The following is a 12,459-nucleotide window of genomic DNA, read 5'->3' as shown; positions in this document are numbered from 1 at the left end:
GCCCCAACTGCCTAAAACCTAATCACCTGTGCATTTGCGAGGCAGTGCAGCCGATCGACAACGGCGTGTTCCTGCTGATCCTGCAGCACCCGCAGGAGAAGCGGGAGAATCTCGGCACCGCCCAGATCGCCCATCTGCAGTTCACCAATTCGATGGTGAAGGTCGGGCTGAGCTGGCCGGGGCTGAAGCGCATCCTGGGGCGCGAGGTCGATCCCAAGCGCTGGGGCGTGCTGTATCTCGGGCCGGTGCAGGAGGGTGGCGCCCCGCGGGCCGAGGTGGCGGTGGTCGACAAGAACGGCCAGCCGCTCCGCGACAGCGCCGAGATCCTGGAGGATCTGGAGGGCGTCATCGTCCTGGACGGCACCTGGAGTCAGGCCAAGACCCTGTGGTGGCGCAATGCCTGGCTGCTGAAGTGCCGCCGCATCGTGCTGAATCCGCAGTTCCGCTCGCTCTATGGGCAGGCGCGCAAGGAGCCGCGGCGTGACAGCGTCTCCACCCTGGAGGCCGGCGCCTTCCTGCTGTCGCGGCTGGAGGGCGATCAGGCGATTCTCGATACCGCGCTGAAGCCCTTCTCCCTGCTGCTGAAGAAGCTGCGCCAGCCCCGTCCGCGCCCTGCGCAGCCCCCACGGGACGATGCCGGCGACGATGCGGATGGCGGCGGCGATGGCGGAGGCGATGGCGGCGGGGAGGACTGATTTCCTTCGGCGCATCTCTTTATCAGTCGGTCGCGCCGCTGCAACGAACCGGCGGCTCGGCCGTTGATGATGGATGAGAGGGCCGGGACCGGACCGGCCGCGACATCCATCAGACCGAAGGAAGGAGACGCGCCATGAAAGGCATCCTGTTGTGGCTGGTCGGCATTCCGATCCCGATCATCATCCTGCTGTACCTGTTCAACGTGTTCTGATCGGGCTTATCCGGGCGAAGTCGCCCGTATACGAACGGTTGCCGGGTTGACGGGGGCGCGGCGCGGGGTGCCAAATGCGGCCCCCGGCCCCGCGCTTCCCCTTATCCGCAATCGAACGAGAGAATGATGGCCAGCAATTTCGTTCCCTTCGGCCTGACCGTCTGCGGTCTCAGCGAGCTTTGCAATTTCGGCGGCGGCAAGGTCAGCCATGTGCTGTCCATCCTCGATCCCGAGATGACCGAGCCGAGCGACTTCGGCGATTATGGCGAGCATGAGCGGCTGGAACTGCGCTTCCACGACATCATCGAGCCGACCCGCGGCCAGATCGCGCCGGAACGCTCGGACGTCGAACGCATCCTGGCCTTCGGCCGCGACCTGCTGGCCGAACCGGTGGACTGCCGCCATCTGCTGGTCCACTGCCATGCCGGCGTGTCGCGCTCCACCGCCGCCCTGACCATGATCCTGGCCCAGGCCCAGCCCGACCGCCCGGCCGCCGACGCGGTCGCCGCCGTGGTCGCCATCCGCGCCCAGACTTGGCCCAACCTGCGCATGACCGAATTCGCCGACGACATCCTCGGCCGCCGGGGCGAACTGGTCGCCGCCGTCCGCCAGCGCCATTTCACGCTGGGCAAGCAGCGCCCCGAGTTGGTCCAGTTCATGATCGACAACGGCCGCGTCCGCGAGGTCGAGGATCTGATCGACTGAGGGCTGTAACCGCCGCAGGGACGGATAACCGCAAGACGATGATCCGGCCATGTGGGGTATGCGGGGATTGTGCTAAACTGACCGGATCGAACGACGGCGGCGTCGAAGGTCCGGGCAGTGGAACTTATGGTAACTGAGAAGACTCCGAAGAAAGACGGTATGGCGATCGCGCTGGAGCGCATCGCCGAGGAAGCGGAGCAGCGGACCGGACGGCTAAGTCTGCGGAACCTGGGGCTGGAATGGCTGCCGAAGGAGCTGTTCGCCCTGACTCATCTCCGGGAATTGGATTTGGGGGCGGATTCGTGGAGGAGTTCTAATGGAAACAAAATTTCTGCACAGCAACATAGGTTTTCATCTTTTGGACTTCTCCGGACTTTAAAAATTTCTGTATCAGATATCGTCGATTTAGTCCTGCTCAGCGGTCTGAGCGGCTTGCAGGAGTTGGACTGTTCCGGCACGTCGGTGAGCGACCTGTCCCCGCTCAGCGGTCTGAGAGTCTGTCTTGAAAGATTATTTCCTGGCGAGGCGCCGGAGCATCAGACGGATCATAGCGATGCGGATGAAGGCAACGGAGGTGCGGAGGTACTGCTCGTAGTGGCGTACGAGGCGGCGGCAGCGCGTGAGCCATGATAGCGTTCGCTCAACCAGCCAGCGTTTCGGGAGCACGACAAAGCCTTTGGCCTGATCGGAGCGCTTGACGATCTCCAGCCTCCAGTCGCCGGCATCCTTCACCTTGCTGGCCGCGACGTGCCCCTGGTAGCCACCATCGGCGAAGATCACCTGGATGAAGGGGAACAGCGCACGGGTTGCCTTGTCCAGGACCAGAGCGGTGCCGTCGCGGTCCTGGATATCAGCACGGTGGACAGCAACGTTCAGGAGCAGGCCTAGCGTATCGACGAGGATGTGGTACTTGACCCCCTTGATCTTCTTACCCGCGTCGTAGCCGACGGGATCCGCCGCAGGCCCCCCTTTTCCGCCGCGCGGACGCTTTGGCTGTCCAGCACGGCGGCGGTCGGGCTGGCCTCGCGGCCTTCCTGCACGCGCACCCGCTGGTAGAGGTCATGGTGGATACACTCCAGCGTGCCGTCCCAGGCCCACAGGTGCAGGTAGCCATGCACCGTGCTGCGCGGCGGCAAGTCTTTGGGCAGGTGACGCCACTGGCAGCCCGTCTCCAGGACGTACAGCACGCCGTTCACTACCGCCCGCAGATCCACGCCGCGGTGCCGGCCACCGCGCCGCGCCGGCGGGATGAGCGGCTCGACGATCCGCCACTCCTCATCGCTCTGGTCGCTCGGGTAGCGCAGCCCGCTGCGGTCATGCTGCTCTCGTTTCTCTGGCGTCCACATCCTTGCCTCCATCCTGGAGGCGACGTTGAATCATAACCGATTCATTCGATGCAACTTCTTCTCGGACGGGCTCTGAGCGGCTTGCAGCAATTGGACTGTTCCGTCACGTCGGTGAGCGACCTGTCCCCGCTCGGCGGTCTGAGCGGCTTGCAGCAGTTGTACTGTTCCAGCACGTCGGTGAGCGACTTGTCCCCGCTCAGCGGTCTGAGCAGCTTGAAGCGCTTGTATCTTTGGAATGTCGAAATTCCCGGCATTCCCACGGCAGGGGTCTTGTCTCAGGGACCTTATGACAATTGCCTGGATCGGCTGCGTGCCCATTGGGCGGACCTCATCAAAGCCGGTGAGGAAACCGTCCCAACGGTGAAGCTGCTGCTGCTGGGCAATGGCCGGGTCGGCAAGACGCAGATCGCCCGGAAACTGGCCGGCCTGCCGTTCGAGTCCGAGTCGGTCTCGACCCACGGCATCCGGATCGGGCGGATCGATCTGGACGGGGAGTCGCAGATCCGTCTGCATGTCTGGGATTTCGGCGGCCAGGACATCTATCACGGCGCGCATGCGCTGTTCCTGAGCAGCCCGGCACTGCTGGCCGTGGTGTGGGCGCGCGAGGTCGAAGACGAGCCGACCCATACGTATGGCGGGCTGGAGTTCCGCAACCAGCCGCTGCCCTATTGGCTGGCGGTGGCGCATCGCCAGGGGCACCGCTACAGCCCGCGTCTGGTGATCCAGACCCGGTGCGAACGCAAGGACCAGGAGGAGGCCCGTCCCCCCGCCCCGGACGAGTTGCTCAATGCCCCGGACCGCTACTGCGACATCCTGAAGGTCAGCGCCGAGACCGGACGGCGTTTCGACGCCCTAAGGGACTGCCTGCGCGATGCCGTCGCCTGGATGCGCGACCCGGAACGGCTGGGGGTGGCGAAGGTCGGTGCCGGCCGTCTGCGGGTCCAGCGCCGGCTGGAGCAGATGCGGGACGAGGACGAAGCCCGTCCGCCCGCCGAACGGCTCCACCGCCTGCTGACCATGGAGGCGTTCACGGACATCTGTGCCGAGAAGGACGACGTGTCCTCGCCGGAGGCTCTGCTGGTGTGGCTGGACGCCGAGGGCACCGTGTTCCATCGACCCGGCCTGTTCCACAACCATGTCGTGCTGGATCAGAATTGGGCGCTGGAGGCGATCTATGCCGTCTTCGACCGCGACCGCGGCGCCTTGCAGCAGATCCGCCATCACAACGGCCGCTTCACCCGCGACCTGCTCGACCGGCTGGTGTGGGCGGACCATCTGCCGGCCGACCGGGAACTGTTCGTCAGCATGATGCTGTCCTGCGGCATCTGTTTCAAACACCGCGAGCTCCCGGACGGCCGGGAACGGGTGGTGGAATACATCGCCCCCGACCTGCTGCCGGCGGAGGACAGCGTCCGCGACGATCTGGGCGGGCTGTGGGACGAGGAGTTGCCGACGGAGCAGGCGGTCTTCCGCTATCCCCTGCTGCATGACGGCCTGATCCGCACCATCATGGCAGAGATCGGCGAAAAGGCCGGCGACCGCGCGCTCTACTGGAAGGGCGGGCTCTGCGGCTATGAGAAGACCTGCGGCAGCCGCCTGCGCATCGAACAGGTGCCGACCGGTTCCGAGTCCTGGCAGGGTGAAATCCGGGTGCGGACCCAGAAGGGTCAGGCCGCACTGCTGCTCGACCGCTTGATCGAGGTCGTCGAGCGGGCGCAAAGCCGCATCGGCCTGCGGGCCGAGGATGTGGACCATCCCAAGCGCAGCAAACCCGAACAGGAGGAAACGCCCTTGGTTTTCGACAAGCCGCCGCAGCAGGAAACCGCGCCTGCCGGTCCCAACTGGTATGTTTCCTATGCCTGGGGCGACGACAGTCCGGAAGGCAGGGCGCACACGACATTCATCGATGATCTGTGCGCGAAGGCCAAAGAGCGTGGACGCATCATCCGGCGCGACAAGGAAGAATTGAGGGTCGGCGATAGCCTTACCGCCTTCATGCGCCGGATCGGTGGGGGCGACCGCATCTTCGTGATTCTCAGTGACCGTTACCTGCGCTCGCCCAACTGCATGTTCGAATTGAGCGAGATATGGCGGACCAGCCGGTTCGAGAACGCGGCCTTCCTCGACCGGGTTCGGGTCTATGTCACGCCCGACGTTTCGCTACGCGCAGCGAAAGATCGGGCCAAGTGGGCGATCCATTGGAAAAAAGAATATGACGAACTGAATGAGATCGCCCAAACACATGGCCCCACCGCATTGGGCGAGGACGGTAACGCCGAACTGCGCCGGATGCAGACCTACTATCTCAACGTCGCCGACATCCTGGCGACGATGAACAGCATCCTGCGGCCGGGCAATCTTGAGGAACTCGTCCAATACGGCTTCGACGACCCGCCGGCCTGACGCCTCCCCTCACCGCAGCGGCGAGGTCACCACGTCGACCGACGTCTCGGCCACCGTGCCGGCGATGTCCACGGCGGTGCCGGCGAGGCTTACGGCGCCGCCGGCCACGCCGGTGACGGCACCGCAGCCGGCCAGCGGACCGCCGAGCAGCAGCAGGGCGGCGAGGGGGAGAAGGCGGTGCCTGAGGGGGCGGCGGGACATGGTGTCCTCCAGGGACGAAAGCGCAAAAAAGAAATCGGTGGGAATTGCAGCACGCAATCCCCACCGATTCGTTAATTCAGGCTTTTAGCGCAAAGGCCGGCTGATCCTCTCCGCTCAGAACTCCTTCCAATCGTCATCGTCGCTGACGCTGTGCTTCAGCACCGGAACCGCCGTCGCCGTGCCGCGCGCCGGGGCGTCGTTGCGGGCCGCGGGCTTGGCCGCAACATGGCTGTGGCCGCCGCCGGTGCCGCGGGCGGCAGGCTTCGCCGCCGGCTTGGCCGCCGTACCGCGGGCCAGGGGCTGGGTCTGGGCCGAGGGGCGGCGGGTGGCCGGGGCGGAATAGGTGCCGGTCATGGCATGGGGCGCCGCGCCATAGCCGGAACCGGCGGCTTGGTCGAACTTGAAGAAGCCGACCAGCGCCTTCAGGTCGCCGGCCTGACCGCTCATCGCCTGGGCGGCGGCGGTGGTCTCCTCCACCAGGGCGGCGTTCTTCTGCGTCATCTCGTCCATGTTGGCGACGGTCGAGTTGATCTCGTCCAGCGCCGTCGCCTGCTCGGCCGAGGCCGAGGCCATCTCGGCGATCAGGGTCGCCACCTGCTGCACGCCGGACACGATGCCCTGCAGCGCGTCGCCGGCCTTGCTGACCAGATCGACGCCGTCCTTGACCTGGGCGTCGCTGTCCAGGATCAGCCCCTTGATCTCCTTCGACGCCTGGGCGGAGCGCTGGGCGAGCTGCCGCACCTCCTGCGCCACCACGGCGAAGCCGCGTCCGGCATCGCCGGCGCGCGCAGCCTCGACCGCCGCGTTCAGCGCCAAGAGGTTGGTCTGGAAGGCAATCTCGTCGATCACCCCGATGATGTCGGTGATCTTGCGGCTGGATTCCTCGATCCGGCGCATCGCCTCGATGGCGGAGCCGGCGACGCCGCCGCCCGACTCGGCGGAGCCGCGGGCCTGGGTCGCCATCACGTTGGCGCGCTGGGCATTGTCGGCGTTGGAGCGCACGGTCGCCCCCAACTCTTCCATGCTGGCCGCGGTCTCCTCCAGCGAGGAGGCCTGCTGCTCGGTCCGGTCGGCGAGGTCGGAGGAGCCGAGAGACACCTCGGCGGCGGCGGCGGCGATGGTCTCGGCCGCCTGGGTGATCTGCCCGACGATCTCGGCCAGCCGGGTGGAGGTGGCGTTGACGTCGGTCTTCACCCTCTCGAAGGCGCCCTGATAGTCGCGGGTGACGCGGCGGTTCAGGTCACCCTGGGCCAGCGCGCTCAGCACCTCGCCCAGGTCGGCGATGACCGCCTCCACCGTGTCGGTCAGGCGGTTGATGCCTTCCGACATGGTCTTGTAGAAGCCGTCCTTGCCGGCCAGATCGATGCGGCGTTCCAGGTCGCCCCTCGACACGGCGTCGATCAGACCGGCGATCTCCTCGCCGATGGCCTGCTCGCGGGCGCGCTGGGCCTCGGCGGCGCGGCGCTCGGCCTCCAGCCGCTCGCGCTCGGCCTCGTCCATCCGCTTCTTCTCGACGGCGTTCTCCTTGAACACCAGGACCGCCTTGGCCATGTGGCCGATCTCGTCGCGGTTCTCCAGGGCCGGAACGTCGACGGCGAGGTTGCCGGCGGCCAGTTCCGTCATCGTGCCGGTCATCTGCACCACCGGACGGACGATGGAGCGCGCGGTGACCAGGGCGATCAGGATGCCGATGGCGAAGGCGCCGACCGCCATGCCGATCAGCAGGGTGGTGGTGCGCTCCATGTCGGTCTGCGCGCCGGTCAACACCGCCTTGCGCGCGTCGGTCTGCGAGGCGACGGTCTTCTCCACCAGTTCGCCGAACTCATCCGCCTCCTTCACCATGGTGACGAAGGCCAGCGACTGGGCGTCGCCGACGGCCACGACGACGCGCTTGAAGCTGTCCAGGTAACGGGTCGCGGTCTGCACCGCGTCCTCGGCGGCACGCTTCTGCGCCGGGTCGGTCAGGCGGGTGGTCAGCGCGGTGGCGGTCTTGATGAACGCCTCCATGCGCGTGCGCACCTCCTCCTCGGCCTTCGCCGTCGGATCGGTCAGGAAGCGCTGGGCGGCGAGGCGGGCGAGGATCAGCGATTCCTGCGCCTGGCCGGCATAGGCGGAGGACTCGAAGTCGCCGGCGGCGATCCCGCCTGCCATCACCTGGCTCAGCCCCTCGCGCGCCTTGACGCCCAGCGGCACCAGCTCGTCCGACACCAGCCGGTCGCGCTGCTCGCGCAGCTTCACCAGTTGGGCGAAGTTGGCGCTGTAGCTGTCGACCTTCTGCGACATGCGGGCGATGAGGGCGCGGCGTCCTTCATCCAGCGTGGCGTCCCGCGAGGTTCGCAGCATTTCGGACAGCGTCCTCTGCTGCGCCTGGATCGGCGCGATCAGGGCGTTGTTCCCGGAGAAGGAGTAGTTGACCACGTTGCGCCGCATGTTCGCGACCAGGCTGTCGATGTCCGAAATTCTGATCGAATTGTCGGAGATCGACGCATAACGGGTGAAGCCGTCCTCCACCGTCGACAGCGACCGGACGCCCAGTGCGGCCACCAGGGTGAGAAGGGCAAGGATCAGAAGGAAACCCACCTGGATGCGGGTGCCCACCTTGAATCGGCCGGCGAAACTGGCGTTCTGCATGGTCAAATGCCTTGGGCTGCGGTGCGGATCGAACGCGATACGCCCGGCAGGGTAGAGGAAGATGGTTTCCAGTCCGTTGCCATGGCGACAGGAAATGCACCGAAGGCTGCCCAGGGCCGCGCCAAAAACGTGCCAAAGAGATGACATGCCCCTTTGACGACGCTGCACGGGTCCCTAGGTTAGGTCGCCTGATCCCAATCCCTTGCGACGGCTCTTCGGAACGGCGCCATCCCCGGCACAATTTCCCGAACAGTCCCCGAGACCTGAACAGACCGATGCGCCGCAGTCTTTCGCCAAGCCCCCCGGCCAGCTCCGATTCCAGCGCCTTTTCCCGTCCTTCCGGCGATCTGCGTGCGGCCATCCGCTCGCTGGCCCCCTACATCTGGCCGCGTGATTCCTTGGAAACGCGGGTGCGGGTGGTGCTGGCGATGCTCCTGCTGGTGGGGGCGAAGGTCGCCAACGTCTACGTGCCGATCTTCTACAAGCATGCGGTGGACGCCCTGACGCCGGCCGGCGGGGCGGGGGCGGGAGCGGCCGTCGCCATCCCCCTGGGACTGATTGTCGCATACGGCCTTGCCCGCGTGACCTCGCTGGTCTTCGCCGAACTGCGCGACGCCGTCTTCGCCACGGTGGCGCAACGCACCATCCGCAAGGTGGCACTGTCGGTGTTCCGGCACCTGCACGCGCTGTCGCTGCGCTTCCACCTGGAACGCCAGACCGGCGGCCTGACCCGCTCGCTGGAGCGCGGAACGCGGGCGATCGAATCGCTGCTGCGCTACACCCTGTTCTCCATCGTGCCGACGCTGGTGGAGATCGCCCTGGTCTGCGCCATTCTGTGGAAGCTGTTCAGCGTCTGGTTCGCGCTGGCCACTTTCGTCACGGTGATGGGCTACATCCTCTACACCTTCTTCGTGTCGGAATGGCGGATCAAGTTCCGCCGCATGATGAACGACACCGACAACAAGGCCAACACCAAGGCGATCGACAGCCTGCTGAACTACGAGACGGTCAAGTATTTCGGCAACGAGGAGCATGAGGCCCGCCGCTACGACGGAGCCCTGCAAAGCTATGAAGCGGCGGCGGTGCGCAGCCAGCAGAGCCTGTCGCTGCTGAATGTCGGGCAGTCGGCGATCATCTCGCTGGGGCTGGCGGTGGTGATGGGCATGGCCGCCAAGGGCATCGTCGACGGCAGCATGTCGCTGGGCGACTTCGTTCTGGTGAACACCTATCTGCTGCAGCTCTACCAGCCCCTGAACTTCTTCGGCGTCGTCTATCGCGAGATCAAGCAGTCGCTGATCGACATCGAATCGATGGTGACCCTGCTGGCGGTCGACCGCGAGGTGGCCGATGCGCCCCATGCCAAGCCGCTGGAGGTGGACGGGGCGGAGCTGCGCTTCGAGGCCGTGGAGTTCGGCTACGATCCGCGCCGGGCGATCCTGAAGGATGTCAGCTTCACCGTGCCGGCCGGGAAAACGGTCGCCATCGTCGGACCGTCCGGGGCGGGCAAGTCCACCATCAGCCGGCTTCTGTTCCGCTTCTACGACGTCAATGGCGGCCGGGTGATGATCGACGGGCAGGACATCCGCGACGTCACCCAGGCCTCTCTGCGGGCGTCCATCGGCATCGTCCCGCAGGACACCGTGCTGTTCAACGACACCGTCTTCTACAACATCGCCTATGGCAACCCCGGCGCCAGCCCGGCGGAGGTGGAGCGGGCAGCGAGACTGGCCCACATCCACGATTTCATCATGGCGCTGCCCGACGGCTACCAGACCACGGTGGGCGAACGCGGGCTGAAGCTGTCGGGCGGCGAGAAGCAGCGCGTCGCCATCGCCCGCACCATCCTGAAGGACCCGGCGATCCTGCTGTTCGACGAGGCGACCAGCGCGCTGGACACCCACACCGAGCGGGAAATCCAGGCCAACCTGCGCGAGGTCAGCCGCGGCCGCACCACGCTGGTGATCGCCCACCGGCTGTCCACCGTGATCGACGCCGACCTGATCCTGGTGCTGGAGGCAGGCCGGGTGATCGAGCGCGGCCGCCACGCCGACCTGCTGGCCGCCCGCGGCGCCTATGCGGCCCTGTGGGCGCGGCAGCAGGAATCCAGCCAGGGTCCGACGCCGCTGCCCGGCGTGCTGGCGCCGACCTGACCGGAACGGGGAACGAGGAAACATGGGACCGGCAAGGCAGGCGCTGCGCGCCGCGACGCGGGAAAGCCACGACCGGCTGGACAAGGCGGCGGTGCTGCAGCCGCTGGTCCGGCCGGACATCACGGCCGGCCAATATGCCCGCGCGCTGGCGGTGCTCTACGGCTTCAACGCGCCGGTCGAACGGGCGCTGGGAGAGGCGGGTTCGGCGCGGATGGCGCTGCTGCGCGAGGATCTGCGGGTTCTCGGCACCGAACCGGACGCGCTGCCGGAGATGGCCGGCCTGCCGCCGCTCGACAGTCCACCGGCCCGGCTGGCGGCGCGTTACGTCCTGGACGGTTCGGCCCATGGCGGTCGGGCGATGCTGCCGGGGATCACCCGGGCGCTTGGCTTCGACGCTGGGCGCGGAGCGCGCTTCCTGGCGTCCGACGGGCTCGACATGGTCGGCGCCTGGAAGGCGCTGATGGTTCGCCTGGAGGAGGAACTCGCCGATCCCGCGGCGCTGGCCATCGCCTGCGCCACCGCCGCCGGCCTGTTCGCGGCGCTGGAGCGGTGGACGGCGGACCACGCCTGAGCAAGGTCCAGGCGGGCAGCCGGGGACCGATGCCATCCCTCGCGCTGGCGCATGGCCCCTTCCCTTGCTAGGGTGCCGGACCATCCGCGTTCGGGTTTCTGGAGACCGCCTTCCCATGACCGCGCCAGCCTCGCGCATCTATTGCTCCGTCGACACCACCGAGATCGACGCCGCCCGCCGCATCGCCGGGCAGGTGGCCGGGGCCGTCGGCGGCATCAAGCTGGGGCTGGAGTTCTTCATCGCCCAGGGGCCGGCCGGCGTCCGTGCCGTGGTGGGGGAGGACGGGCCGCCGCTGTTCCTCGACCTGAAGCTGCACGACATTCCCAACACGGTGGCGGGCGGCGTGCGCGCGGCGCTGCCGCTGAAGCCGGCCTTCATGACCATCCACAGTGCCGGCGGGCCGGCGATGATGCGCGCGGCGGCGGAGACGGCGGCGAGCGCCGGGGCCGACCGGCCCAAGATCCTGGCCGTCACCGTGCTGACCAGCCTGGACGAGGGCGATCTCGGCGCCGTCGGGCAGTCGGTGCCGGTGGCCGAGCAGGTTGTCCGACTGGCCAAGCTCGCCAAGGCGTCCGGGGTGGACGGCGTCGTCTGCTCCCCGGCCGAGGTGGCTCTGGTCCGCGCCGCCTGCGGACCCGATTTCATCCTGATGGTGCCCGGCATCCGTCCGGCCTGGGCCGCCACCAACGACCAGAAGCGCATCATGACCCCGGCGGAGGCGCTGGCCGCCGGCGCCGACCATCTGGTCATCGGGCGCCCGATCACCGCCGACCCCGACCCCGCCGCCGCCGCCCGCCGTATCGTCGCCGAAATTGAGGGGACCGCATGACCGTCGCCGCCAAGATCTGTGGCCTGACCGAGCCCGAGAGCCTGCGCGCCGCCGTCGCCGGCGGGGCGCGTTATGTCGGCTTCGTCTTCTATCCGCGCAGCCCACGCGCCATCGCCCCGCCGATGGCGGCGGAACTGGCCCGGCTGCTGCCGACCGGCGTGCGCTCCGTCGGGCTGTTCGTCGATCCCGACGACGAATTCCTGGAGCATGTGACCGGGCAGGTGCCCCTCGACCTGATCCAGCTGCATGGCGCCGAGACGCCGCGCCGCATCACCGAGATCAAGGGTCGCTATGCCCTGCCGGTGATGAAGGCGATCCGGGTCGGCGGGCCGGAAGACCTGACCGCGGCGCTGGAGGCGGCGGAGGTGGCCGACCGGCTGCTGTTCGACGCCAAGCCTCCGGCCAAGGTGTCGGCGCTGCCCGGCGGCAACGGCATCGCCTTCGACTGGACGATCCTGGCCGGCCGCAGCTGGCCGCGCCCCTGGATGCTATCGGGCGGCCTGACGGCGGAGAATGTGGCGGAGGCGGTGCGCGTCACCGGCGCCACCGAGGTCGACGTGTCGTCGGGGGTGGAGGACCGACCCGGCCACAAGGATCCGGCGCTGGTCCGCGCCTTCCTGTCGACGGTCGCCGGGCTTTAGGGGCGATTTGACCCGAAAGCGATCTGTTTTAGACGAATGCTTCGGCTTATCTTGATCGCATGGCGGGACCCTGCG

The 12,459-nt window shown here is 67.4% G+C and carries 11 protein-coding genes; 8 read left to right on the top strand and 3 right to left on the bottom strand.

Annotation, left to right across the window (positions count from 1 at the left end; translation table 11 throughout):
- Positions 1 to 44 precede the first annotated feature (44 nt).
- From ACWPKK_RS11170 to ACWPKK_RS11160, 3 genes are all read left to right on the top strand, one after another.
- Positions 45 to 695, top strand: coding sequence for a DTW domain-containing protein (locus ACWPKK_RS11170; RefSeq protein WP_452003791.1), 651 nt, complete (start codon positions 45 to 47; stop codon positions 693 to 695).
- Positions 696 to 1,033: 338 nt separating this feature from the next.
- Entirely contained in the window at positions 1,034 to 1,612 is a 579-nt protein-coding gene (locus ACWPKK_RS11165) for a tyrosine phosphatase family protein (RefSeq protein ID WP_452003788.1), read from the top strand.
- 159 nt (positions 1,613 to 1,771) lie between these two features.
- Positions 1,772 to 2,242, top strand: a complete 471-nt coding sequence (locus ACWPKK_RS11160) for a hypothetical protein (RefSeq protein ID WP_452004799.1) — start codon at positions 1,772 to 1,774, stop codon at positions 2,240 to 2,242.
- Here ACWPKK_RS11160 and ACWPKK_RS11155 read toward each other — a convergent pair.
- Positions 2,123 to 2,958 (bottom strand): IS5 family transposase gene (locus tag ACWPKK_RS11155; RefSeq protein WP_452003785.1). Its coding sequence is split into 2 segments (ribosomal slippage): positions 2,123 to 2,583 and positions 2,583 to 2,958, totalling 837 coding nucleotides; the frame shifts between segments, so codons are not numbered across the junction. The genes ACWPKK_RS11160 and ACWPKK_RS11155 overlap by 120 nt on opposite strands.
- Before the next feature lie 360 nt (positions 2,959 to 3,318).
- On the opposite strand from ACWPKK_RS11155, the gene ACWPKK_RS11150 reads away from it, so the two are divergent.
- On the top strand, positions 3,319 to 5,361 hold the full coding sequence (locus ACWPKK_RS11150) for a COR domain-containing protein (RefSeq protein WP_452003783.1): 2,043 nt from the start codon (positions 3,319 to 3,321) through the stop codon (positions 5,359 to 5,361).
- Between the two features lie 9 nt (positions 5,362 to 5,370).
- Here ACWPKK_RS11150 and ACWPKK_RS11145 read toward each other — a convergent pair whose 3' ends face one another.
- A complete protein-coding gene (locus ACWPKK_RS11145; RefSeq protein WP_452003780.1) occupies positions 5,371 to 5,562 on the bottom strand; it encodes a hypothetical protein in 192 nt (63 codons plus the stop codon).
- Between the two features lie 114 nt (positions 5,563 to 5,676).
- On the bottom strand, positions 5,677 to 8,193 hold the full coding sequence (locus ACWPKK_RS11140) for a methyl-accepting chemotaxis protein (protein WP_452003777.1): 2,517 nt from the start codon (positions 8,191 to 8,193) through the stop codon (positions 5,677 to 5,679).
- A gap of 275 nt (positions 8,194 to 8,468) precedes the next feature.
- On the opposite strand from ACWPKK_RS11140, the gene ACWPKK_RS11135 reads away from it, so the two are divergent.
- The 4 genes from ACWPKK_RS11135 (at position 8,469) to ACWPKK_RS11120 (ending at position 12,384) form a co-directional block, all read left to right on the top strand.
- Positions 8,469 to 10,343 (top strand): ABCB family ABC transporter ATP-binding protein/permease, encoded by a 1,875-nt coding sequence (locus ACWPKK_RS11135; RefSeq protein WP_452003774.1) that lies wholly within the window; start codon positions 8,469 to 8,471, stop codon positions 10,341 to 10,343.
- 22 nt (positions 10,344 to 10,365) lie between these two features.
- Positions 10,366 to 10,914 carry a biliverdin-producing heme oxygenase gene (locus ACWPKK_RS11130; RefSeq protein WP_452003771.1) on the top strand — a complete coding sequence of 183 codons (549 nt, stop codon included), beginning with the start codon at positions 10,366 to 10,368 and terminating at the stop codon, positions 10,912 to 10,914.
- 115 nt (positions 10,915 to 11,029) lie between these two features.
- Entirely contained in the window at positions 11,030 to 11,743 is a 714-nt protein-coding gene (gene pyrF / locus ACWPKK_RS11125) for an orotidine-5'-phosphate decarboxylase (protein WP_452003768.1), read from the top strand.
- Positions 11,740 to 12,384, top strand: a complete 645-nt coding sequence (locus ACWPKK_RS11120) for a phosphoribosylanthranilate isomerase (RefSeq protein WP_324868803.1) — start codon at positions 11,740 to 11,742, stop codon at positions 12,382 to 12,384. The genes pyrF and ACWPKK_RS11120 overlap by 4 nt, the downstream gene beginning before the upstream one ends.
- The last annotated feature ends 75 nt before the right edge of the window (positions 12,385 to 12,459 follow it).

The sequence above is a fragment of the Azospirillum largimobile genome, from assembly GCF_977007025.2.
The sequence above is the reverse complement of the archived record's forward strand: the minus strand, read 5'-3'. Positions and strand labels throughout refer to the sequence as shown.

What these genes read in the sequence shown, in the direction of transcription:
- ACWPKK_RS11135 (WP_452003774.1), top strand. Translation starts at nt 8,469, where the DNA reads ATGCGCCGCAGTCTTTCGCCAAGCCCCCCGGCCAGCTCCGATTCCAGC.
- pyrF (WP_452003768.1), top strand. Translation starts at nt 11,030, where the DNA reads ATGACCGCGCCAGCCTCGCGCATCTATTGCTCCGTCGACACCACCGAG.
- ACWPKK_RS11145 (WP_452003780.1), bottom strand. Translation starts at nt 5,562, where the DNA reads ATGTCCCGCCGCCCCCTCAGGCACCGCCTTCTCCCCCTCGCCGCCCTG.
- ACWPKK_RS11120 (WP_324868803.1), top strand. Translation starts at nt 11,740, where the DNA reads ATGACCGTCGCCGCCAAGATCTGTGGCCTGACCGAGCCCGAGAGCCTG.
- ACWPKK_RS11130 (WP_452003771.1), top strand. Translation starts at nt 10,366, where the DNA reads ATGGGACCGGCAAGGCAGGCGCTGCGCGCCGCGACGCGGGAAAGCCAC.
- ACWPKK_RS11160 (WP_452004799.1), top strand. Translation starts at nt 1,772, where the DNA reads ATGGCGATCGCGCTGGAGCGCATCGCCGAGGAAGCGGAGCAGCGGACC.
- ACWPKK_RS11165 (WP_452003788.1), top strand. Translation starts at nt 1,034, where the DNA reads ATGGCCAGCAATTTCGTTCCCTTCGGCCTGACCGTCTGCGGTCTCAGC.
- ACWPKK_RS11140 (WP_452003777.1), bottom strand. Translation starts at nt 8,193, where the DNA reads ATGCAGAACGCCAGTTTCGCCGGCCGATTCAAGGTGGGCACCCGCATC.